The organism is Photobacterium sp. HL06, from assembly GCF_059552575.1.
Genome location: NZ_CM183915.1, coordinates 1,586,201 through 1,610,012, shown reverse-complemented (window position 1 = coordinate 1,610,012; position 23,812 = coordinate 1,586,201). Strand labels below are relative to the sequence as shown.

Annotated in this window: 21 protein-coding genes; 7 read left to right on the top strand and 14 right to left on the bottom strand. The window is 48.0% G+C overall.

Annotated elements, in window-relative coordinates:
* Window position 1: 1 nt before the first annotated feature.
* Entirely contained in the window at window positions 2-886 is an 885-nt protein-coding gene (locus AC51G0_RS25230) for a radical SAM protein (protein WP_496302320.1), read from the bottom strand.
* Between the two features lie 314 nt (window positions 887-1,200).
* Here AC51G0_RS25230 and AC51G0_RS25225 point away from each other — a divergent pair, with 314 nt between their 5' ends.
* The 3 genes from AC51G0_RS25225 (at window position 1,201) to AC51G0_RS25215 (ending at window position 5,720) form a co-directional block, all read left to right on the top strand.
* On the top strand, window positions 1,201-2,652 hold the full coding sequence (locus AC51G0_RS25225) for a hypothetical protein (protein ID WP_496302319.1): 1,452 nt from the start codon (window positions 1,201-1,203) through the stop codon (window positions 2,650-2,652).
* A 192-nt stretch (window positions 2,653-2,844) separates the two neighbouring features.
* Window positions 2,845-4,419: a hypothetical protein gene (locus AC51G0_RS25220; protein ID WP_496302318.1), complete on the top strand. Its 1,575-nt coding sequence runs from the start codon at window positions 2,845-2,847 to the stop codon at window positions 4,417-4,419.
* 314 nt (window positions 4,420-4,733) lie between these two features.
* Window positions 4,734-5,720, top strand: a complete 987-nt coding sequence (locus AC51G0_RS25215; RefSeq protein ID WP_496302317.1) for a DUF3187 family protein — start codon at window positions 4,734-4,736, stop codon at window positions 5,718-5,720.
* An 84-nt stretch (window positions 5,721-5,804) separates the two neighbouring features.
* Here AC51G0_RS25215 and AC51G0_RS25210 read toward each other — a convergent pair whose 3' ends face one another.
* On the bottom strand, window positions 5,805-6,725 hold the full coding sequence (locus AC51G0_RS25210; RefSeq protein WP_496302316.1) for a LysR family transcriptional regulator: 921 nt from the start codon (window positions 6,723-6,725) through the stop codon (window positions 5,805-5,807).
* A 129-nt stretch (window positions 6,726-6,854) separates the two neighbouring features.
* On the opposite strand from AC51G0_RS25210, the gene AC51G0_RS25205 reads away from it, so the two are divergent.
* Complete coding sequence (locus AC51G0_RS25205; protein ID WP_496302315.1) at window positions 6,855-7,898, top strand: HlyD family secretion protein; 1,044 nt, start codon at window positions 6,855-6,857, stop codon at window positions 7,896-7,898.
* A 4-nt stretch (window positions 7,899-7,902) separates the two neighbouring features.
* A complete protein-coding gene (locus AC51G0_RS25200) occupies window positions 7,903-9,483 on the top strand; it encodes a DHA2 family efflux MFS transporter permease subunit (RefSeq protein ID WP_496302314.1) in 1,581 nt (526 codons plus the stop codon).
* Window positions 9,484-9,554: 71 nt separating this feature from the next.
* Here AC51G0_RS25200 and AC51G0_RS25195 read toward each other — a convergent pair whose 3' ends face one another.
* Both AC51G0_RS25195 and AC51G0_RS25190 read right to left on the bottom strand, forming a co-directional pair.
* On the bottom strand, window positions 9,555-9,734 hold the full coding sequence (locus tag AC51G0_RS25195; RefSeq protein WP_496302313.1) for a c-type cytochrome: 180 nt from the start codon (window positions 9,732-9,734) through the stop codon (window positions 9,555-9,557).
* 171 nt (window positions 9,735-9,905) lie between these two features.
* Entirely contained in the window at window positions 9,906-10,793 is an 888-nt protein-coding gene (locus AC51G0_RS25190; RefSeq protein WP_496302312.1) for a DMT family transporter, read from the bottom strand.
* 360 nt (window positions 10,794-11,153) lie between these two features.
* On the opposite strand from AC51G0_RS25190, the gene AC51G0_RS25185 reads away from it, so the two are divergent.
* Entirely contained in the window at window positions 11,154-11,609 is a 456-nt protein-coding gene (locus tag AC51G0_RS25185) for a hotdog fold domain-containing protein (RefSeq protein ID WP_496302311.1), read from the top strand.
* Window positions 11,610-11,653: 44 nt separating this feature from the next.
* Here AC51G0_RS25185 and AC51G0_RS25180 read toward each other — a convergent pair whose 3' ends face one another.
* The 5 genes from AC51G0_RS25180 to AC51G0_RS25160 form a co-directional block, all read right to left on the bottom strand.
* Window positions 11,654-12,100, bottom strand: a complete 447-nt coding sequence (locus AC51G0_RS25180; RefSeq protein WP_496302310.1) for a hypothetical protein — start codon at window positions 12,098-12,100, stop codon at window positions 11,654-11,656.
* A gap of 139 nt (window positions 12,101-12,239) precedes the next feature.
* Window positions 12,240-12,785 carry a 3'-5' exonuclease gene (locus AC51G0_RS25175; RefSeq protein WP_496302309.1) on the bottom strand — a complete coding sequence of 182 codons (546 nt, stop codon included), beginning with the start codon at window positions 12,783-12,785 and terminating at the stop codon, window positions 12,240-12,242.
* A gap of 343 nt (window positions 12,786-13,128) precedes the next feature.
* Window positions 13,129-14,169: a hypothetical protein gene (locus AC51G0_RS25170; protein ID WP_496302307.1), complete on the bottom strand. Its 1,041-nt coding sequence runs from the start codon at window positions 14,167-14,169 to the stop codon at window positions 13,129-13,131.
* 12 nt (window positions 14,170-14,181) lie between these two features.
* Window positions 14,182-14,883: a 4Fe-4S dicluster domain-containing protein gene (locus AC51G0_RS25165; RefSeq protein WP_496302306.1), complete on the bottom strand. Its 702-nt coding sequence runs from the start codon at window positions 14,881-14,883 to the stop codon at window positions 14,182-14,184.
* An 11-nt stretch (window positions 14,884-14,894) separates the two neighbouring features.
* Window positions 14,895-17,420 carry a molybdopterin-dependent oxidoreductase gene (locus AC51G0_RS25160; RefSeq protein ID WP_496302305.1) on the bottom strand — a complete coding sequence of 842 codons (2,526 nt, stop codon included), beginning with the start codon at window positions 17,418-17,420 and terminating at the stop codon, window positions 14,895-14,897.
* 1,164 nt (window positions 17,421-18,584) lie between these two features.
* Here AC51G0_RS25160 and AC51G0_RS25155 point away from each other — a divergent pair.
* Complete coding sequence (locus AC51G0_RS25155; RefSeq protein WP_496302304.1) at window positions 18,585-19,145, top strand: NnrU family protein; 561 nt, start codon at window positions 18,585-18,587, stop codon at window positions 19,143-19,145.
* A gap of 102 nt (window positions 19,146-19,247) precedes the next feature.
* Here AC51G0_RS25155 and AC51G0_RS25150 read toward each other — a convergent pair whose 3' ends face one another.
* From AC51G0_RS25150 to AC51G0_RS25130, 5 genes are all read right to left on the bottom strand, one after another.
* Window positions 19,248-19,646 (bottom strand): H-NS family histone-like protein, encoded by a 399-nt coding sequence (locus tag AC51G0_RS25150; RefSeq protein WP_496302303.1) that lies wholly within the window; start codon window positions 19,644-19,646, stop codon window positions 19,248-19,250.
* A 184-nt stretch (window positions 19,647-19,830) separates the two neighbouring features.
* A complete protein-coding gene (locus AC51G0_RS25145) occupies window positions 19,831-20,559 on the bottom strand; it encodes a PhzF family phenazine biosynthesis protein (protein WP_496302302.1) in 729 nt (242 codons plus the stop codon).
* An 88-nt stretch (window positions 20,560-20,647) separates the two neighbouring features.
* Window positions 20,648-21,529, bottom strand: coding sequence for an NAD-dependent epimerase/dehydratase family protein (locus AC51G0_RS25140; protein WP_496302301.1), 882 nt, complete (start codon window positions 21,527-21,529; stop codon window positions 20,648-20,650).
* A 181-nt stretch (window positions 21,530-21,710) separates the two neighbouring features.
* Complete coding sequence (fabB, locus tag AC51G0_RS25135) at window positions 21,711-22,928, bottom strand: beta-ketoacyl-ACP synthase I (RefSeq protein WP_496302300.1); 1,218 nt, start codon at window positions 22,926-22,928, stop codon at window positions 21,711-21,713.
* A 132-nt stretch (window positions 22,929-23,060) separates the two neighbouring features.
* Complete coding sequence (locus tag AC51G0_RS25130) at window positions 23,061-23,720, bottom strand: glutathione S-transferase family protein (protein WP_496302299.1); 660 nt, start codon at window positions 23,718-23,720, stop codon at window positions 23,061-23,063.
* Window positions 23,721-23,812 lie beyond the last annotated feature (92 nt).

Genomic DNA, 23,812 nt, shown 5'->3' with positions numbered 1-23,812 from the left:
ACTACAGGCCGCGCTGCCACTCCTGACGCAAGGGCATCACATCCGGGTGGTTAATCGCCAGATTAACCTGCTGCAACAACTTGTCTTTGTCACGCCCTAAGATACCTTTCAAAACCAAGTAGTTCGACGCATGATCGGAGCGAAACACCGTTTTTTCCAGCTCCAGGCTCTCTAACAACCACTGCATTTCCTGAAATAGCTCTGGCTGAGTCAACTGGCGAAACTGGCCATTAAATCCTGCGGCAAAACGTTCCTCGCCAAGCGGGAACGACACTACCAGCGTCGATAGGTAGTCAGGCTGCGCTGCATTCATCAGCCGAGCAGATTGGAGGGCATGCTGTTTGCTCAATCCCGGCCCACCTAGGCCATTGAGGATCATTACCGAACTTTTCATGCCAGCGGCTTTGATCTTATTCAAGGCCACCAGCGAGGATTCAAACGTCTCGCCCTTCTGCACTTTTTCCAAGACCTCGTCGTCACCACTTTCACAGCCGACATACATCAGGCTTAGCCCCAACTGGCGCAATTCTGCTAGCTGCTCGGTGGTCTTATTGGTCAGGTTGCGTGGCAGGCAGTAACTGGATATCCGCTGCACTCCGGGCAAGTAACGGTTAATCAACTCGCAGATTTGCTTCAAACGGTGAAACGGCAATGTCATTGCATCACCATCGGCAAGAAAAACCCGGTGTACGCGAGCACCCGATGCAGCAATAGCTTGCAACTCCAGCTCGATCACATCTGGTTTTTTCGGGCGAAATTTCTTCTGCGGCTGGGTATACATATCGCAGAACGTACAGCGATTATGGCTACAGCCATTGGTCACTTGCAGTATCAGTGATTTCCACTCAGAAGGGGGACGAAATACAGGTTCGATATAATCAAGCATCAAGGTATTCCCAGTTATAAGTAGCCTTTAGCTGAATGTTATCGTCTTTTTTGCCCCAAGAAGTCAAGCAAGCTCTTTCTGACCCTCGCCTACCTAGCAAGGAAACAGTCTATGGCCAGAAGTCAGCTATGACGACGAATTTGAAAGCTTGGGTATTTTCGACAATACAACTGGCAAAGCTGTCACTGAGATCGATTTTTACGGCCAGACCCCGGCTTTTTTACCCTTAATATGAACTGCCGCACACAACAATGATGCCAATAGAGCTGTACCATGGTTAAACTAATACAGAGATAAGTCTTTAGGTTCACTCTATGCGTTTATTGGCTCTACTCGTCACCTGTTTTGCTATCGTTTCGTGCACTAACCTGCCCGAGCCAATACCCAAAACAGTCTCAAATCAGCTTGAACATTACCCGCCATCATTACAAAATTGTGCATTCCAGCTGGTTGATTTCAAGCGGACCGTGCAGCAACAAGGAATACAAGATGCACAACTCTTGTGGGTGCCCCGCTATCCTCACCTGGCCTTTGATCGTTTTAGCCTATCGCTGCTACAAAACCTGAATTCGCCCCAAAGCAAAGCACAGTGGCTAGATTATGTCGCCCAGCAGGCCGCAATTCAGCGAAAAGTTGAATATCAGAACTTACCCGACAAACACCCGGTAAAATTTGAAAGCCAGGAGAACTGTGCCCAGCAGCTCACCCATGCAGGACTCAATGACGATAATTTCTGGCGTCAGCTACGGCAATTTCCTCCTGTGATCCCTTCTGACTATCAAAGCTGGCAACGTGTAGTCGGCCTGTATCCCATTAGCAAACCACTGGCTACCCCCGCCATCGACTCAGAGAAAAAACGGATGATCAGTGATTTTATCGAGCCGTTGCATGACTATAGCGTCACCTATGAGACGGCCGACAAACCAGCACTTATCCAACAAGAAATACGCACCTGGTTCAAACAGGCAAAGGGAAAATCCAACCTGGGCTGGCCGTTGCTGACAGATGAGCAAATAACCCGCTTATCCGATTTTCATGCACCGAGATTTCTCATTGAATCGGTATCGCTAGACGATAAACCAGGACAGTTAGAGTACCGCCAAAATGGCCAACCTAGTGTGATAACCAATAAGCCTACCCTCTATGTTAGTCATAGCTTTACCCGGTTCCATGGCCAGATTTTACTCCAGCTTAACTACAGCCTCTGGTTTGCTAACCGAACGGCCAAATCTGCTTGGGATCCCTATGCAGGACAATTCGATGGGGTTCTGTTCCGGCTGACTTTAGACCATCAAGGGCAGCCCTACATTCTCGACAGTATTCATCACTGCGGCTGCTACCATATGGTGTTCGCCCTAAATCAGCAGCTGAAATTTGCAGTAAGGAACACCGAGATTGAAGCCCCGATTAGTATGCATGTGAGCCCAAGGCGAAATGCAAACTCGTTACGCATCACCTTGTCTAACGGTGAGCATATGATTAAGGGGGTAGACTGGAACCATCACAACACGCAGGCCCGCCAGTTAGCCACACTCAATGATAACCAGTTACGTAGCCTGCCAACCCCGACAGGACAGAACAAAAGCCTATTTGATGAACAAGGTATGTTGATGGCCAGCCAACGATTAGAAAGCCTGTATTTATGGCCATTTGGTGTTAAATCGCCGGGGACAATGCGTCAAGTCGGCCACCATGCCATTGCCTTTATTGGTGAAAGGCACTTTGATGACGCCTTTGTGTTAGAAGACCTGTTCTTGCGCCCGTAGCTATTTCGCAGAAGTGTTCGCTACTCCCTACTGGGTATTTTTCGGGATCACAAATTGTCGGCAAGCCAGCCTAACTATACTCATTAGAGCTTTTTCAAAGGAATGTGCTCCGTTCTGAAAACGGTTTATACAAACATTGTATGGCTTCTGGGCTTTTTACCAGAAGTACTGATTGATTCAGAGAGTACGGCCATGAAAATCATCCAGGGTGTAATATTTATCTTATTGTTACCACTATTTGCCCCCACATTAGTGAGCGCAGCGTATAATCACTCCCCTTCTGTTGATCAGCTACCTGTCACTCAGCTTTATGCCAGCTCCGGCGCGATCAACTTCGAACAGGTTACCTTTGAACTCGAAATAGGAACTATCACCAATAGCGACTGGGGTCAGCTCCGGGTCAGGCCAAGTCAACTGAGAAACAGTAGTGGCAAGCCTCTTGGCCCCGGCTATATCAACGTCTTTATCTATACCGAAAGCTCCGGAAACATCGCTGATTGGATTATCGATAATCACTTTGTCCCGGCAGGACAGTCAGCTATCAGCGACCGCACTTCAATCAATTTAAAGCCTGTTACTGATTGGCTAGATTTACAATATAATTTTCATTCCTCTTACCTCAGAGATGGCTCCAAGAAAAGAAACTCAGCCCAGCCCGATTCGACTATTTACTTCGACCTACGTCCAGGGCAAGACGGCCAGGGCAGAATAGACCGGCTGCGCGCAACCGTGCTCTTTTCACCTCAGCCATTACCAACAATTGAAGATATTGCCCTGCTGGCAAACCGCTTCGTGCCAAGAAGCTTCATCGTAGCCAACACCATTGTTAATGCCGAAGGAGCAGGCCATGTTGATGGCCGTATTAGCCCTGTATCTTCAACGATCCCCAGCTTACTGGCATTGGGCCGGCCACCGCAGCCAGTGATCCCGGCGCCGACACTGCCCAGTGACATACTGTTTCCTATTCAGGTTTTTCAATCTGACCAACCTAACTTAGATGCTGGTCGTAACCAGTGTATACCGATGGCCCATGCCAATGCCCTGCAGTACCTGGAAGACAGGTATGACAACCTCCCTCTTGCCTGGCGTGTGCCGCAGCCTCATATTCGTGGTATAGGGAAAGTCAGCTCTGCAGGCGATGTAATAATCTGGGTACCGGAGCCAGAGAACAGCCTAGTTGCCAATATCGATCGCTACGGCCGGCGGGTTGGTGTAATCAACCTTGATACCGGTAGCTATACCTCGTTTTGCGGACTGGTCCAAGGGCTATTTGGTTATCTGGCTGACGACGTATCAGGTACCTTTGATGCCTCTGAATTCCGTCACCAAGGTAGTGGTGAAATCACACTAGGCAGCGGTGCGGGTTGTGATAACGGCCTCGTACTGATGGGCGACAATACCTCCCAACGGGAAGGGCTAAACCCCACCTGGGAATGGATGTTCAACGAGCTAGTTCAAGGTCGGGCCGTCTCTATATTGTTCAGCTGGTATGACATTAACGGCGAGTGGATGGGGGGGCATAGCGTCAGGGTGTATGGTGCAGCCAGATTTAATGACAAGCGCTATATCTATACCTTGGACGACGGCAGCCAAGGCGACAATTTTAGCAACCTAACCTCCCCTCGTACCCAGCAGTGGGAAGTGGCTGATACCGGCCAGCCTGGGTTAGACGGACTTCCTGATGGCCGCCTCAATATGAACGGTATGAGCTGGGAGATTGATTTTGCCCTCTCCTACGAAGCAAAACCAACCCTTCTCATTCCATAACCCAGCCATTCTCATAACTGGTATGGAGCCGTGTGACTGCGGCTCCGTACGCCCCTATCTGGATAGTGACACACTCATTCCATGCCTTCTCGAGTTTGAGAAAGGGTTGCACAACTGAGCAACCAACCTCTTTACCTGTTCACTACACTCAAGGTTAATTACCAAGGAATCAATCCGCCCCGCTCATCAGTAAAAGTAACAATTTCATCACTAATTCAGGCTGGTTCAGAAAGCGGTCAGGCAAGCTAGGTTATACAAGATACCCATCAAACCATTCATAACTAAAATAATAACCAACACCAAACGGCATTGTGATGAATACACGCAGTATCACGGTATATACCTTGTCAGGGGTGGCAGCACTCTGCTCTTCTAGCTATGCGATAGCAGATAGCGTTAGCCGCTTTGATGATTATGGTCCGTTAAAGACCTACGCCCAATCCCCCATACAATCGAATAGCCTAACGCCGTTGATGCGCAATGGCTTTAGCTATCAGCCCGGAACGGTCGAGCTGTACACGACTGGAACCATTGCCAGCGTCTTTGCTAAAACAGACGAATACAGTGCTGACTATTACCAGAATGCACTCTCCATAGGCGGCCTGTGGCAGATCAATAACAAATGGGTAGTCGAGCTGGATTATACTTGGCGATTTGCCGCCAATAACCACCTGGACAACCTGACTAACTCTTTCCATGATCTCTTTGGCATAGGCGCTAATGGCCGGGACGAAGTCGATGATCACTCCTTTGATATCTCCGTTCCGCAGTACGGTGTTGAAATTCACGACTTCAGCGGGGAAACACTAAGCAGCGCTGTGACTTTCTATACCAGTTACCAGCTTTTCGAAAACGCCCACCATGGCTTATCGCTCGGCGGCTCGCTGTACTATAACTATGTGCCTAGCGGCCCGTTTGCCACCAGTAACTTCGAACAAGCCGTCCAGCTCAACTACAGTTATCGCAACAAGAAACATACGTTCTATAGCCTGTTTGGACTATCATACCGACGCAACGACGAGGTACTTGGAGATGTTCCCTATAACACGGTTGCGTTTGCAGCCGGCGCTGGCTATCAATACCAACTAAGGGAAAAACACCGCCTGCTTGCCGAGTATCATATCTATGAAGGGGCTACCGATGCCGCTTCGGATCTTTCCGAGCCTTCACATGAAATCCTGCTCGGCTATCGCTATCACATGAAACACAGTGCCATCGAGTTTTCGGTGATAGAAAATGTCGTCAATATGGACAACAGTACCGATATTGCTTTCACCCTTGGTTACCGTCATCGTTTTTGATTTACATTGTAAAGTCCACCGTTGTCGTTTCTTTTGTGGCTTGGAACATGGATAGTTCTCGGCCTTAATACCTACATTTCCTACCTATAGCTTTTCTCTCATCAGGCTCGCCGTATCACGCTGTTCGAAACGCTCAATCAAATAATCAATAAATATTCTCAGCCGCTTAGGAAGCAGCTGACGCTGTGGATAGACAAAACTAATCGTTGCCTCCGGCATCTCCCAGTCTGGTAATAATCGCACCAGTTTGCCGCTGGCAAAATGTTCACGACAGAGAAACTCAGGCAGCAGCGCAATACCCAAGCCATCCAAACAAGCCATCAGGGAAGACGTAATCGTGTTAACCCTGAGCCGATAAGGTAAATCAACAATCACGTCGTTATCGGCTTGTATCAAGTGCCAATTGGGTAACTTAACCGCCTTATTGTAAATCTTCACCTGATGGTGGGGAGCTTTTAGGTCTTCGGGAGCTGTAACCTGGCCATATTGTGCAAGGTAGTGTGGGCTGGCAGCCATCACCCGACGAGAGGAATAAAACGGCCGCGCGACCATACTGGAATCAGACACTTCACCAACCTGAGCATACAGATCGATACCCTCCCCTATAATATCGACCTCACGGTTTGTCAGCTCAAGGTGGATCGTGACGTTTGGATACAACTTAATGAAGTCATTAATGTAAGACCCAAACACCTGCTGGCCCAACTCAACAGGCATAACGACATTCAGTCTCCCACGGATCAAATCTTGATTGGCTGTCACTTCAAGTTCAGCCTGCTCCATGATTTCCAGCATCTGCATACAGGACTGGTAGAAAGCCTCTCCTTCAGGAGTAAGAGCCAGGTTACGGGTTGAACGTGTGATCAAACGCACACCTAGGTGTTGCTCTAACTCGGCCACTTTCCGGCTAACCGTCGATTTTGTCAGATCCAGAGCCTCTGCAGCTTGAGTAAAACTTCCACATTCAACAATTTGAGAAAAAATAGCAATGGTATTGAGATCCATTTCGCCACCTATTGGTTAAAAATCTGCAACAGTGTTTCCTTTTTTTCCTATCCAATCAACCAATCTTTTTCACTTACACTTTGTAACACAAAAAAATCTCAGTATTCCAAATAATCAGAAGAGGCCCTCATGACTGATACCCCACAAACCAAAAAGAACAAAGCGCCGCTGATCGCAACCTTAATCATGCTGGCCTTAGGTCTTGGTGCCGGCGGGTACTGGTTTAGCTATGGACAATACTTTGAATCGACAGACAATGCCTACCTACAAGGCGATATCACCAATATCAGCCCCAAGGTATCCGGCTATATCACCGAGTCGTTTGTCATTGATAACCAAACAGTTAAAGCAGGACAACTGCTAGCCAAAATTGATGACCGTGATTTTATCGCTGCCCGTGACAAGGCCGAGGCAAACCTTGCCGTCAGCCAGGCCGCGATCGATAACCTGACAGCACAGCAGCAATTGCAAAAAACCATGATCCGCCAGTCTGAAAGCCAAATCGCATCGGCCAATGCTGAGTATGAACGGGCCCAACAACAAGTCACCCGCACACATAGCCTATTGAAGCGCAATTACTCCTCGCAAGACGAACTGGACAGTGCCACCTCTCACCTGAAAGTGACCAAAGCCCAGCTCGACGAAGCGACCGCTAGCTACCAGGCCGCCAAAGATCAACTGGCCGTCATTGCCAGCCAGATCGTACAGGCAGAAGCGTCCGTTGCCGAAGCCAATGTCCAACTTGAACAGGCGGATCTCAACCTGAGTTACACCAACATCTATGCGCCTGTTGATGGTATCGTCGGCAAACGCAGCCTGCGGATTGGTTTGTATGTACAGCCAGGCATGCCGCTGATGAGCCTGGTACCTACATCGAATGTTTGGATTGAGGCCAACTTCAAAGAAACCCAGCTGGCAGGGATCCATCAGGGCCAAAAAGTGAAAGTCGAGCTAGATGCATTTCCAGGTCAACCGCTGGAAGGTATCGTCGATAGTTTCTCGCCAGCAACAGGGGCTAAATTTGCACTATTGCCACCAGAGAATGCGACCGGGAACTTCACCAAAATTGTCCAGCGCGTACCGGTCAAAATCACTATCGCCGAACCTGCCCAGCTTCAAGGGCGTTTGATCCCTGGCCTGTCTGTTGTTGCCACTGTCGATACCCGAGGTTAATCCAATGAGTACGTCAGTCACCGCCGGGGATCCGGCAGCGGCACCACACACCAAGCCGGTAGCCCAAACTCAAGATGAAGTGCCTCGTCGTAATTGGATAGCCTTGATCGGTGGCCTGATCGGCGCATTCATGGCTATTTTAGATATCCAGATCACCAACTCCTCCCTGAAAGATATTCAGGGTGCGCTCTCGGCAACACTGGATGAGAGCTCTTGGATTTCAACCTCTTACTTGGTGGCCGAAATGATTGCCATCCCTTTGAGTGGATGGCTTTCAATGGCACTGGGTAAGCGCCGTTACCTTACCTGGACGACAGTGATCTTTACCCTATCATCGCTATTATGTTCGATATCATGGAATATGACCTCGATGATCCTGTTCCGGGCACTGCAAGGGTTCAGTGGCGGTGCATTGATCCCGCTGGCTTTTTCCCTGGTGGTCCAGCTGCTGCCAGTTCATAAACGTGCAATCGGGATGGCCATGTTCGGTGTTACCGCCACTTTTGCCCCATCCATTGGCCCAACCTTGGGGGGCTGGCTGACGGAAAACCTGTCGTGGCACTACATTTTTTATATCAACATCCCACCTGCAATTTTGCTGATCGCCATGGTGCGCTATGGTCTGGATGACGAGCCACTGAATATTCAGAGCCTGTTGAAAGCCGATTGGGTTGGCATCATTACGATGGCACTGGGTTTGGGTTGCCTGGAAGTAGTATTGGAAGACGGTAACCGCGAAGAGTGGTTCAGCTCTGATTTCATTGTCACCCTGGCAATCATCTCAGCTGTCAGCCTGGTGTATTTTGTGATCAATGAGCTGCAGCACAAAAAGCCGCTGGTTAATCTGCGGCTGCTGAAGAATGGGCAGTTTGCCATGTCATGCCTGGCCTATCTGATCCTTGGGATGGCGCTGCTAGGTTCTATTTATGTCCTGCCGCTCTATCTGACCCAGATCCAGCAATACAACGCCTTAGAGATCGGCGAAGTGCTAATGTGGATGGGCTTTCCGCAGCTACTTATTTTTCCGCTGGTGCCAAAGCTAACCAATATCATCAAACCTAAGTATTTGGTGACATTTGGCTTTGTGATGTTCGGGCTAAGCTGCTTTGTTAATACCCATATGAGCATTGATTTTGGCGGCCAACAGCTGATTTTCTCAATGCTGCTGCGTGCCATCGGCAGCCCGTTTATCATGGTGCCGCTATCGCTAGTGGCAATGCAGGGGATCAGCAAAGAAGATACACCGGATGCATCGACACTCACCAATGTTATGCGCAACCTTGGCGGCGCTTTCAGCATCGCGATCATCGCCACCATGCTAGACAACAAAACCCGGGAGCACTTGGCCCACATAAAAGAATCTGTGCCTAGTATCAGCACCAACGCCTGGCAACAACTATTGCAGCAAAGCAATTACTTTGTGCAGGCCGGTAGTGATACCGGAACCGCCATGTTGCAAGCGCAGGCGTCTTTAATGGCAACCATGCAGCGTGATGCTGCCATTATGGCCTATAACGATGCCTTCTTGATGATGAGTGCCTTTTTGGCTCTCGCTGCGGTCATTATGCTGGGCTCGAAAGATTAGCCTTGATAGGAAAATGTGGGATGGCATAAATGACAAGGTGCCCATTTATGCTCATCCCATCAATCAATACATTACTTACTACTATTTACTTCAATGACATAGCCAAAGATATCTTTTATATCACTTCTAGACAGTACCGCCCCCCAGGCTGGCATTCCTTCATTGCCATTTAAAACTGTACTGAATAACTCGCTTTCAAACTCAAAAGGAGATGTGATGCCGTTATAAATGTTTGACGGTTTCTCAGGCAATGCAGCCCCGGCAATACCATCGCCATGACCTCGTTCGCCATGACAAGAAATACAATAAGTGAAAAAATCGTAAATTCTGCCAATGCCTGATAGCTAAGAGCTACACAATAAAAAAGCGGCAATAACCAAAAGTCATTGCCGCTGTCTGTTTTGCACTGAAACCCAATCAGCTTATGCCGTTACCAATTGTTGTGGTATCGCCTTAGGTTTACGCTGTGCCAGAACCACCCCGGCCAGCACCATACCACCACCGACATAATGATACGCCGCTAGCTGCTCATTAAGCATCACACTCGCGATACCCGCCGTGAACACAGGCATCAGGTTCATAAACATTGCAGTACGATCAGCTCCCAGGCGCTGGATCCCTTGCAACCAGCACCAGGGTGCAATCACTGATGCCGGGATTGCGGCATACATTATCAAAGGTAAAGATTCCGAGGAGATCGCGACCCGTTCGCTGCTGGCTAGCAGCGGGATCAGCATCACTACAGCAATCACCCCCTGTATATAGACAGATTGCCAGGTACTAAGAGGCATCTGCCAGCGTTTCAGCAGCACACAATACAATGCATAGACAAACGCCGCCAATAACAATAGCCCATCGCCTTCAGTGATCCCTCTTGCTACAAGATTGCTAATATCACCATGGCTAAGCATCAAGGCCAGCCCTGCCAGCGATAAGGTTGCCCCAATAATTGCCAACGGCAGCAACCGTTGCCCCAGCAGGGGCACGCTGAGAAACATACTAATGAGCGGTACCAAGGAAATGATTAATGCCATATTAGTGGCCGTGGTCGTTTCAGCGGCAAAATAACCCAGAGATTGGTTTAACACCATGCCAAGCAATGCCAAAAAAGCCAGCTTTGGTATGTGAGGGCGGATCACTGACCAGTTGCGCCATACCGAGCCCAAGACAAATGGTGAGAGTACCAACATGGCAACAAACCAGCGATAGAATGAAATCGCGCCCGGATCGATCACACTGATCGAGAGCTTGTTTACAATGGCGTTCCCTGCCCAGATTGAAACTGTCAATAAAGGAAATAAATAGAACATGGTCTGCCTTTAAAATGCGTTTACGATTATTTATTTGAATGAAAAGTTATTCATGTTGCACATATTCTGGCAGGTCATTTTAGATATAAATATCTCTAAAAAGACATCATGATTCTATTGTCAGACATTAGTGAGAAACACTTATATATCGTGCAAGAATCTCGCACGACCTTTACAAGCCGCACACCAACAAGCCATTGAATTTTAACGAAAACATAAGCCAGTAAAATATACTTATAATAATCATTCCTGATAAGAAAGAGTGATCATACTCACAGGAAAATAAACAGCTTGATTGATTTTCATACCACCACACTGTACCGTGGTCTGACCAGCATTAATTGGAAAAAGGAATTTTCAGTGCGTAAAAACCTCAAGATTTATCAGCGCTTATCCAGTCTGCCCTTTGGCCGCCAGCTTTTTACTTTCATTGTCTGTCGAATGGCGCCGTACTTTTCCTCAATCAAGCCACAGATCCGTGAGCTCAAACCCGGTTATGCTGAAGTTGCGATCAAAAAACGCCGGAAAGTCACCAACCACATCAACACAGTCCATGCGATAGCAATGTGCAACATGGCCGAACTTGCTGGTGGAATGATGACGGATGTATCTGTACCCATTAAAAGCCGCTGGATCCCTGTTGGAATGACGGTGGAATATTTAAAGAAAGCCACCACCGATTTAACAGCCGTTGCCTTAGGAGAGGGAATAGAGTGGGATACAGAAGGGGATAAAAAAGTCCCTGTTGAAGTCAAAGATACGGCAGGCAACCTCGTATTTCGCGCCGAGATCACAATGAATGTCCGCATGGCTTAATCAGGTTAATAAATACCGCCACTAGTGAACTATGGCGGTACTCCTCATTGCTCCATTGGCTCACAAGCTACTTCAGGCAACCAGCTAAACATAAAATCAAACAATTCCTGTTCAGTTGGCCTGCCAAGCTTACCATTGATCAACGAGCTCATTTCCAATAGATGCCCCACCTTTGCTACGGGCTGGTATGGTTCATTAAAAAATCGGAATATCGGAGAATGACTAATATAAAAGCGTGCCGCCGTAGACGCTTCGCTAACAGTCTGATGTTCCGATATTCGTCTTGGACAATCCCACGTCGCACCATCAAGAACATATACACCAATTAATCCCGTTTCGATATAACTGAGTTCATCGACAAACGGAACATTCCACCAGCACCTCAATTCATCATGATCTCTTTTTTCATTCATGATATCGCAACGCGGAAACAAGTCCTGTGTACGTTCATTTCGAATGGGGATGTTACACTCGGTAAACTCAATCTCCATGCCTTTTCATCCAGCCTGACAAAACCGATATGAATACTACAGCATAAAGTCCAATTAAGCAGATGATTATCTACAAAATTAAGTTATAGAAAACAATAAAAAAGCCGCATTACGCGACTTTAGAAAATACCATTAACCGTTATTCATTTGGTGGAATGAACATCGTCTTAGCCAGGCGTGCCAAGTTGTAAGCATCAACATAGCCAGAATGCTGACGACCTTCCCACTCAACACCTGCCATATCCATTGCCGCACGCTGACCGCAACGCTTGTTGTTTACGTGACGCTGCAAACGGAACAATGTGGCCAAGTTTAAATACTCATTAAAAGGCACCTTAATGTCCTTCTCTTTGCACTCAGCCCGCAAAATTAAGTCATCTCGGCCCCAGGCAGCATAAATTTTATGGCGACCACCAAACTTCTGCTCAATTGACTTCAGGATCGTTGCCAAAGGCTTTCCGTTTTTCTCGATGACTTCCGGCTTGATACCTGTCAGCTCAGTGCAAAACGGTGACACTTCATCATGTACTGGCTTTACATAGTGCTGTGCCCGCCGAACAATCTCACCGGTTGTCAGATCCAACTCGGCGACACCGATCTCGATGATTTCTCCGGTTCTCGACTCCCGATCATCATTCCAACAACACATTTCGAGGTCAAAGCAGACAATACGATTAAAATTCATTACTTTTCCGAGCACAACGCTAAAACTGGGCAGGAAGGATACCATTTAGTGCCCGGTTAGCCAAAGTAGGCGTGAGGGAAAATACTGCTAGGCTGCTGATAACAAGGTAACTCGCTGTAATTAATGGGGTGACAACCATGACGATGCAGAGAGGATTAATACCCACAGCGCTTCGGGCTAAACAGCAGCATACTTGTATCAAAACACAGGAGGTCATACAAAAGGTCAACCGTAGAGGTCACACATCAAGTCCAGCTTGTCTGCCTCCCCCAATAGCCCGACCATATCGGCCGGGCTATTGGGGGTTTCAGCAAAGGTTTATGGCGATACACAAACAGAGAACTTAGCGATCCGAGGGTATCTGTTCACCAAATCGGGCTATCGCCTGCTTGAACACAAAGAAGCAGAGATAGGCGACCGAACAGCCAAAGATGAGAATCCCCACCTCAGCCAGATTGGGCTGGTAGCTTTGCATTGCACCCAACCAAGTCTGCTTGGGCCCCAGAACCTGCAGTTGTCCTTGAGTGACAAAGGCCAGTTCTACCAACAACAGGGTCGGTAAGGCAACCATCGCGCTTATTGCCGGCTTCGTCTGGTAAGTTATCAACGCCACCAAAAGCAGCAGCGGCATCCAGAGTGCGACCCAAGGCTGCTCTGCCAGGATGCTGCCGCGAGCTAAATAGACGTAGTTGACCGCCAACAACAGAGCAAGAATACCGAGCACTAACCGTCCAGGCAGTAACAGTACAGTACGTTTCTCCGGAATCAGTAGTAGCGGTGCCAAACTCAGTCCGCTGGCCAGGGCACAGAGGAAGGTGAGAATGGATGCATCCACGCCATGGAAGCCTATCCGCCCGATCACCGTCCCGAATACGCTGCCCAATACCAAGGAAGCCGCTACCGCCACGCACAGAGTGCCCGCAGAAAGCCAACGTTCAAAGCTGAAGGTGCGTTCGCTCAGCATAGCGTAGAACTTGATGCCAAGCAGCATCAACTCGATAGCGTAGAGCGTTCCCATCCACCAAATGGGGGATTTGAGGTTGGGAGTCAGAACCAGCCAGAAGACGTGGAACAATGATCCCAACTCAGTGGCCAAGGCCGCGAAGGCACCAATCAGCAGCGACAAGGCAGTAATTAACAACAAGGACTTGTGGGCCTTGAGGGTCTCGTTGCCAAGTAATTCGCCACACGTCAGGAGGATAGATATCCCGGTGCTGGCCAGCGCCAAAAAGATGTAAGTCACCAGTGGCAAAGTCCATACCAGGCCATCGTTGGCCGCAAAGGAGGGGCCAATGAACCACTCCTCAACGGCAAAGTAGCCTCCGAACAGCAGCCCGGCGGCGGACAGTGCCAGAAACAACATATTGAAATTGTCGGTTTTCATGGTGCTGATCTCCTATGAGCGATGTTGTGGAGTGTAGCGACGGATATAATAGACCTTAGCGCCAGTCCCCAGTTCCGGTCTGAGTGGCTGTCCATCGTACTTCCTGATCAGCCGTGACACCTGGCTGTCGGGATCATCCAGATCGCCTATCACGCGTGCTTGTGACGGGCAAGCGTCCACACAGACCGGATTCTGCCCCGCCTTGAGTCGGTGATCGCAGAAGTTACACTTCTCCACTGTGCCGCGCGCGCGCACCAGCGGATAGCTGTTGGCACCCTCCGGATTACTATGGGGACTACCTTCACCACCCGCTTCCTCCAACATGCTGATCGGCGTGAAGGTACCTGCAGCCAATCCGGTGTTATCCTGCCACCTCTTATGCGGTCGATCCCAGTTGAAGCTGATCACCCCATAAGGGCAGTTCACCATGCAGGCCTTGCAGCCGATGCACTTGTCCGGATCATGGAGGGTCAGTCCTCCCTCTCCCTTGTGCATCGCCTGGGTCGGACAACCCTTGACACAAGGGGCGTCATCACAGTGATTGCACATGGTAGATATATATTCGAAACTAACGTCCGGATACTTACCACTGATCGTGATGATCTTGTCGCACCAGTTGATTTCGGGCAGAGTATGATTCTCCGCCTTACAGGCGAAGATACAACCTGCACAACCCACGCATTTCTGTTGATCGATTACCATTCCATATCGCATCGTCTAGCCTCCTATACCTTCTCAACCCGGACACCAATCTGGCCGTAGAAGGCCGAGGATCCAGACAATTGCTCATAGACTGGTGGCAGAAGTTCATTGTTGTTGCCACCGAATGGTGTCTTGCCGAACTGCCGGGAAGCGATTCGGCCATAGGCCCAGTGTCCCTGGCCAAACGCCTTGGCGACTGTTCCGGGGCGCACGCCCTCAAACAGAGCCGCTTTACAGACAATACTGCCTTGTATCGAAGTGATGCGGATGGTATCTCCATCCTCAATACTCAGCATTTTCGCATCTATCGGGTTTAATTTGGCGACGTCCGCATTCTTGCGAACCCCTGGATCAATATCTAGATTTTGCTGGTACCAGGACGTATTGGCCGATCGGCCTTCCCGGCTCAGACGTGACTTGTGGTCGACGAACAACATGGGGAACGCCTTCTCATCCCCATACCGGAACGGAGGCTCGTAGTGCGGCACGAAAGCCTGTTCACCACGAGCTAAGTAACCCGTGACCTCCATCACCCGATCCACGTCGGTATGATACTTCTTGGCGTGTTTCTCCAGAGCCACCTTCATGGTTTCGCTGTAGAACTCAAACTTCTTGGTAGCCGTCTTCATGTGGCTCCAGCGCTTGCGGAACGGATAGGGCTTAGAGTTCCACACCCCCTTATCCTGAAACTCCTGCCAGCTACTAAAGCGATCCCCTTCCTTGTATTGGAGCGGATCCCAAAGCTTCTGTGTCAGGATTTTGGTTGCATACAGTGCCACTTCATCGGCATTGGTTGGCTCCTTGCCGGTTTCCGGATCCTTGAATTCCGTTATCAGATAGCGCATCGGATCCTTGAATCCGCGTCGGGCCAGTTCTTCTGCTATCAGCCAAGGGATACCACACTCATCCTCGACAGACAGCCCCAGACGCTTGATCATCGGCTGGCTAATCGAGACTTGGGTGTGGCGATTACCTGCAGTTTTCTGAATACCCCAGCGCTCAAACATGAAGTGTGGCGCCGGTAGGAGCAGATCGGCATACCAGCTGAATTCGCTGATATTGGTCGTGATGTGAGCTACAAAGGGGACCTTCTTCAACGCTTCTTCCCACAGCTGACCACCCGGAGCCGAGAAAGTGAAGTTGTTGAAATAACCGAGTACGAAATCCGGAAGGTAAGGGTCTTCGGTCAAGATGCTCTCGGCCACTGCGTTGGTGACCACACCTCCGCCACTCTTGCCCTTCTTGAGCGCCGGAAACTCAAGCCGACCACGGCGGTCTATCTTCTCTTTCTTGAGGCCTTGCTGACCGATTTCGTCCGCGTATTCCTTAGAAGAAGGTATTTTCCCCAGCGGTACCGAGGCCCACTTAAGCACGCCACCTTCCTGGTCAATGGCACCGAGCAGGCCATTCAACGCATGCAAGGCCATGGCGGTATAGCCACCACGGTGTTGCATCTGAGCCCCGCGAGCCCGCCAGATCTGTACCCGTGGTGCCGCGTCAGCCAGTTTTGCAGCTAGGCGACGGATCTGTGCCGCCTCTATGCCGCACAGCTCAGCAGCCCACTCCGGCTTATGTTCTTTCAGTTCAAGGTTCCACCAACGTACCAACCCATGGGAGTGCAGCTCCTCGAAGGTCGCAGGATCTACCTCTTGGCCAGCGACAAAATGATTCTGACCATCTTTGAAATCTCCGATAAAAGGTCGGTGCCAGCCGCCATCGACCAAGAGCTGATGGGCTAAAGCTAAACCGAGAGCCGCGTCCTGCCCCGGCACGACCGGCAGCCACTCATCGGCCTTGGCTGCGGAGGCAGAAAAACGCGGATCGACAATAGCAACCTGGGCATGATCCAGAGTATTGCCCCACTGGCTGCAATAGTAGGAAACCTGCCGGTTGGCACTCAGAGGATCCACGCCGAACGAAAGGATATAACGAGTATCTTTGATATCATATTGGCGGTATCCCCAGTCACCCTCGGTAAAAAAGCTGCCCAGCTTATCCGCCTCTGCGCAAAGAGCACTGTGGGTGATAGCGTTAGGAGAACCCAGAACTTGGGTAAAATTCTTGATAAGCAGATCACTCAGGTAGGAGTAACGCCCGCGAAGGGTTACATAACGATGAGTTTCGTTGCGCTCACGAAGCGCCATCAGGCGATCTGCCATCAACTTGATTGCTTCATCCCAGCTGATGGGCTTAAATTTAGGATCGATGCCCCGGCCTTTTTCTGGATTGGTGCGCAGCATCGGGGTGCGCACCCGATCCGGATCATAAAGCTCTTGCAAAGCCAGGTACTGGCGCGGACAACTGGCGGTACCATGTACCTTGGAATATTCGTTGCCACGGATGTGAAGGGCACGGCCATCCTGAATGTAAACCTGCTTGGCACAGAACGAGGTACAGCCATTGCAGGTGGTCCCTATCCACTTTCCACTGCCTGGCTCATATACCATGCCGGCCTTGGCCATCGCCATCATGATCGGCGTTGCGGCAAACAAAGAAACCAGAGCCAGACTGCCGGTCCCCAACAGCAGCTGTCGCCTCGATAGGCTCAAACCATCCTTTTTGTTCATAGACTCAACTCCATTTCATCTTGTTAAAACCAGGGTACAGTGGGTATAACAAGCGGGTTTCCGTCACTACCCACAACGCTGGAATAACTATAGGCAGAATTTAGAGTCGTAATTGATTGAAGAGTGGCGATTTATTGACAAGGATCAACAACTGGTTGAGTATCATCAATCAACACAATGATGCTGATTGGTATAAGGTTAAGTCGTCCTGATAATCGTGAGCGAGACGATGTGGGGACCGGTAATTCTAACACTCTTGGGGGGGCGTTATTAGGTAAGCTGTCATTCCCCCTCCCTCCTGAGTGTAAGCAAACTTATAAGATTGTTTACACCGCTTGGCGCTGTATTGCCAATGACGATCATAAGGCATTCAAAGAGGGAGCTCTGGCTGTCGAGGTCAAACAGAAAGATTTTGTATACAAGACTGAACGCAGTATTTGGCATGGGTCATCTCAGGGGGTCGCGCAAGATGTGATCAAGAGGCTGGTCATTTCGCAGCCTTGAGTGATTCATCACACTTAATAACATACATATTATTTACATCAATTTAAAAGTGCGCTCTAATACACATAGTGAATCATCTACATGACGTGTAGAGTAGGAAAAAAATAAAGCTGCACGGAAGCAGCACATAATATCAAAATCCCTATCAAATTTTTGGTACGGCTTGATATACCTTGATCTAATCGCTTAAGTCTTAACTTCTTCTCTTTATTTACTTATTTACTTATTTACTTATTTACTGCCCATGATCAGAAAATACGCTCTCTTTTCTCAGAAAAATCAAAAAAAACACATGTTCGTTGTAGTGCTTCTGGTATCGATCATCATAACAAGTATGTTTTTGTTGCTCGCGGAAGAAAAAATAGTATTCACACTGGGTTTGATCGCACCAATATTTCCATTAATCATTGTTGCGAAAGCGTCAGATTACAGAAACAAATACCTTCACGACTAGCCTAGAAATTAGGCCAAGAATAGCTGATATTAGGCTGTGTCCAGTAATTATGTTACAGGCACAGCAGCTGCTATTTTCATACAAAACAACGTAAGAAACTTGTAATTGATTGGGTCCAAATGAGATATTATTTAGGCTCTTATAATCAATATTGTTGGTTTTAAAATCAACATCAAAAGGAGTTGAATATGTTGTCAATGATCACCGGACTACTGGTATTTTTTGCTGCCCATTTGCTACCCTGCTTTCCCCAACAGCGTGAAAAGTTACAATTACGTCTGGGTGAAAACGGTTATAAAGGCCTGTTCTCGCTGGTTGCAGCAACCGGGCTGGGACTGATCATCTACGGCAAAGCCACAGCGCCTTATATTCACATTTATTCTGAAGTGCCTGGATTACGTCACCTGACTTACTTGTTAGTCGCTATAGGCATTACCCTGATCGTTATTTCACAGGTGCCTTGTAACTTACGTCGACTTATAAAACACCCTATGCTACTGGGCGTTTTGCTATGGGCCTGCGGGCATATTTTGATTAATGGTGATTTGGCATCCCTTTTGTTGTTTGGCAGCTTTATCGCCTATGCCGTGTTTGACCTGATTTCCGTATTCACACGTGGTGCAGCGACCTATCAGGGCCACTCTGCCTGGTGGGTAGATATTGCAGCTATCGCGATAGGTATCGTGTTGACCGGCCTACTGTCTTTCTATCATATGGCTTTATTTGGTATTTCAGCGGTGGTTATTTAGGTGGCATACGGCCTTTTTCGTATATTGCCGTTACACGAGCACATCCGCTCTATGATAGGAAAAAAGCCGCGTGTGTAGCCGCGGCTTTGAATTGGATTATCGCTAAATAAGAAAATCGTCTAAGTTGGCACCCTCATCAAGGGCTTTCTTTAAATCACGTGGTGTACGGCCTTGACCTGTCCATGTTTTCTCTTCACCTTTCTCATTGATGAACTTATATTTAGCTGGACGCGCTTCGCGAGGTTTCTTGGGTGTTTTAACCTCCGTAGCTAACAGTTCTTCTGGGTCAATACCGTCAGACAGTAACATTTGACGATATGCTTCTAATTTTTCTTCATGATCTTTATTTGCTGCTTTAGCTTGTTCTTCTTCTGCTGTCCGCTCATTGACAATCTGAGTCAGTTTTGCCAATGCTTCTTGTAGCTGCTCCAGTGTCATTGATTCACGAGTAAAAGCGCGCAAGCTGCGAATGTTCATTAATAGTTGTATAGCGTCTGTCATGGTTTCTGTTTTTACTCAATTGAATGAAATTCTATTTTACAATACAAGCTGCCTTTTACCTATGACTCCTGACCTGCGGTCGTTATCCCCACCTGATACCTAATCTAACAACCGATTACATGATTAAAAAGCAACCAACCTAACACAGCAGGTATATAACGCACGACTGCAGCTTGATTGACTGTTAGATTTCTTGTTCAACGCCAAGTTTAATTACTTGCTGTAGCTCAACATTCACAGTCAGTTCGATATGGCCATTTGAGCATTTTGTCACGAGGAAATATCCACCTTGATGTGATAATTGAGTAACTGCCAATGATATTTCCGATAACTGTTGCGACCAATATGGAACCAATGAACATTGAGCCGAACCCGTTGCAATGTCTTCATCAATGCCAATACCAGGAGCGAAATACCTTAGTACATAGCCATTGGCTCCTTGCTGAGCAGTAATAATCACTGCGTGGTAATCGCTAATATTTTTAATGGCATCAAAGTCAGGAGTATAGCGACGAACTTGCTCTTCACTGTCCAGAACCAGCACTAGATCCCTGGTGCCAAAAATATCTACGGGATCCAGAGCTAGCAACTTGCTGTACTTTTGCAACTCTGAATTACGCTTGGGCTCCCAACTTGGCATCGTCATTGTATAGGCGCTAGTACACTTGGTTATTGTTATTGTGCCATGCGGATTAGCCAGTGTGACAACTGGGCCATGATCAGGCTCTTTAGCAAAAATGGTCGCTGCGGCCGCTAAACTACCATGACCACACAGATTAATTTCCACCTCACCGGCAAACCAACGAATTTCATAGTGATTCTGACGAGCAACAATAAAAGATGTAACTGATTGGGCTAACTCTCGAGATAACTGTTTCAATTTTTCATCAGAAAGCCAGGCATTGAACTCCAAGACAGCTGCAGGATTGCCCTTTGCTTCCCGGCCAGTAAATACGTTCTGTATATACGCTTTGATTGTGTATTCCTCCTTGAAGGCTTTGCTAGCTGCGACTCATTACCGGAAGAACCTCCGCGAATTCATTGTCTAGCAGGCTTAATACACTTTTATAACCGTATTTAGGTCTCCAGCCTAGTTCTTGTTGTGCCAACGCTGAGTCATAAACTCGGTCGAGGGTTTTAGGCAAACACCATCCTCTGTTTGCAAAGTCTTCAGCTAGGTCTGGGGCATACTCTCGTATACCATCATCAGCATTTCGATACAGCTGGTCACAACATGCTTTATTAAATGGCGTTGCTCCGGAAATGATATAACGTCTAAACCCTGACAGTCGCTTTTCTACTGCGCAAGCATGAGCACTCGCGACATCTCGAGCATCAATACCACGCGTTAAACGATACACAGCCATTAAGTCTGCAGGCTCTGGGAAACAGCGAGACATTTGAAGCACAGTAACAGGTAAGTTGAATACGTTTGAGATATTTTCTAGTAACTGTTCAGCCTTAATCTTTGACTTGTGGTAAATCGTTTTAGGGCTTGGAGTCACGGTTTCATTAACCCAACCCGCTATACCCTCTGGGGTTGATGCAAAACCATAAAGGGCTGTGGTACTGGTGAATACAAAATGTTTAACCCCCTTTTTTACGCCAAATAAGGCTAGCTGCTCCGTGGCTTTGATATTTATTTCTTCAAATTCATGGTCTGACACCAACCCAACATGGGGAGCATGCAGGGCTGCGGTATGAATAATGACCTCAACACCTTCTAAAGCTTTCGCCAATAAAGCTGTATCACGGATATCTCCAACATAGTCCGCTGTCGAGCATGGCGTTCTATCTACCCCAACGACTTCGTGTTTCTTCATTAGGTTAATGTAGATAGCACGCCCAATCCTACCCGCTGTACCTGTGATTAAAACTTTCAATTTTTACTGCCTATTAAAATGCCCGAGCCCAATAAAGTTTATCCGCTCACGCCCTATTAAGCTGTGAGCAACGCGATGACTAAACCACTGCATTATACCTTAAACACTAAACTCAATTGGAATGGAAAATACCACACGTTGTGAGTCATGTTTAAGCAGCTTATATTGATTTATTTCCGGTCTATGAAACATTAAGGCGTTGGAAGATCAGCGATGCATTGGTACCGCCAAACCCAAAACTATTGGACATTACTCTGTCTAACTTGATGTGTTCAATACTCTCTTGAACGATGGGCAAATTAGCCGCTTCAGCGTCTAGTTCTTCTATATTGGCAGAAGCACAGACAAAGTTATTCTTCATCATGATGAGTGAATAAATTGCTTCATGCACACCGGCTGCGCCTTGGCTGTGCCCCGTTAATGACTTGGTTGAACTGATTTTTGGGGCCTGTTCAGAAAATACTTCTCTTATGGCTCGTAGCTCAGGTAAATCACCGGCTGGCGTACTAGTGCCGTGAGCATTGATATAGTCAACATCCCCATTAACCATGGCTAATGCCTGCTGCATACACCGTACTGCGCCCTCGCCGCTGGGTGCGACCATATTGTAGCCATCAGAGGTTGCCCCATAGCCAACAAGTTCTGCATAAATGGTCGCACCGCGCGCTTTAGCGTGCTCCAACTCTTCTAACACCAACACGCCAGCGCCACCAGCAATAACAAAACCATCTCGGTTAGCGTCATAGGCCCTGGAGGCGGTATCAGGTGAATCATTACGCGTAGATAAAGCGCCCATCGCGTCAAATAAGCAAGATAGCGTCCAATGTTCTTCTTCTCCACCACCCGCGAAAACGACATCTTGTTTGCCCAACTGGATCTGCTCCATTGCCGATCCAATGCAATGAGCACTGGTGGCACAGGCTGACGAAATGGAGTAATTGACGCCCTTGATCTTAAATGGTGTCGCCAAGCAGGCAGAAATTGTGCTGCCCATGGTCTGCGTTACACGGTAGGGACCAATACGCTTTACCCCCTTGCTTCGCAAGATATCAGCAGCTTCCACTAGGTTGGAAGATGATGCGCCACCCGATCCCATAATCAGGCCGGTGCGGACGTTGGATACCTGATCCTCAATCAAGCCAGCATCCTTAATTGCTTCAGTCAACGCAATATAGGCGTAGGCCGCCGCATCCCCCATAAAGCGTAACAGCTTACGGTCGATATGCTCCTTGATATCAATATCAATGCTCGCAGCCAGGTGGCTGCGCAACCCCATATCTTTATATTCTTGTTTGAACTTAATGCCTGATTTACCGTTTTTTAACGACTGGAAAACGTCTTCTTGATTGTTTCCGATACTAGAAACAATACCTAAACCAGTAACTACAACGCGTCTCATAATATAAACCTCTTACTTCACTTTTGGCCTTATCAAGGCATCCAGAACATATTTCATTGCTCTGTTTTAATATTTGATGGCTAAATCATCATTAATCGCAGGCCTCCAGAAACAGGTTTCTACGGTAACCAATTACTCCTCATGCACCTGTTCATTTAGAATTTCCAATAGCATCTGTCGGGTTTTCTGCCACCAAGGCATTTCACGCAGCTGATCCAACCAACGGCAGACATTGGTGTATTCCTCAAGGGGAATTTGGGCTTCTTCGGTAAAGAAAAGATAACTTCCAAGGCTAATATCAGCGATGCTAAAGTCATTTCCGACAAGCGCCTGTTTGCTCGTTAAAATCTGATCAACCCTACTCAGGGCGAGATGAAATTGTTCCATCTCTTTCGACGACAGCTTCTGCCGAACCTCAAACCCCCAATGAGGTAAAACCACACGGCGATGGCCAAAAATGCCAACTGCAGCATTCCAATAACTCGCCTGCCAGAAAAGCCATTTCAGAACTTCGCCTTGAGCCCTCATGTCACTCGGCCAAAGTGGTGACTGGTACTTATTCGCGAGGTATTGCAATATCGCATTAGATTCATTGAGGACGAAATCACCCTCAACCAATACAGGGACCTTTCCTTCAGGGTTAAGCTGAAGGAACGGTTCTGACTGTTGTTCTCCTCGATGCAATTCAATGCGTTTGTAATCAGGTTTGATACCTAATGCGTTACAGAGCAAAAGCATTTTTAGGCTATTGACGGTCACCGGGTTCACATACAGAGTTAAATTAGCTGTCATGCTTTCACCTTTGTCGGATTTTTAATCGCCAGTTTATCCCTGAGTACCAAACTAAATACCTTGCCGAAAGACTTAGAATTTCTCCGACGAGG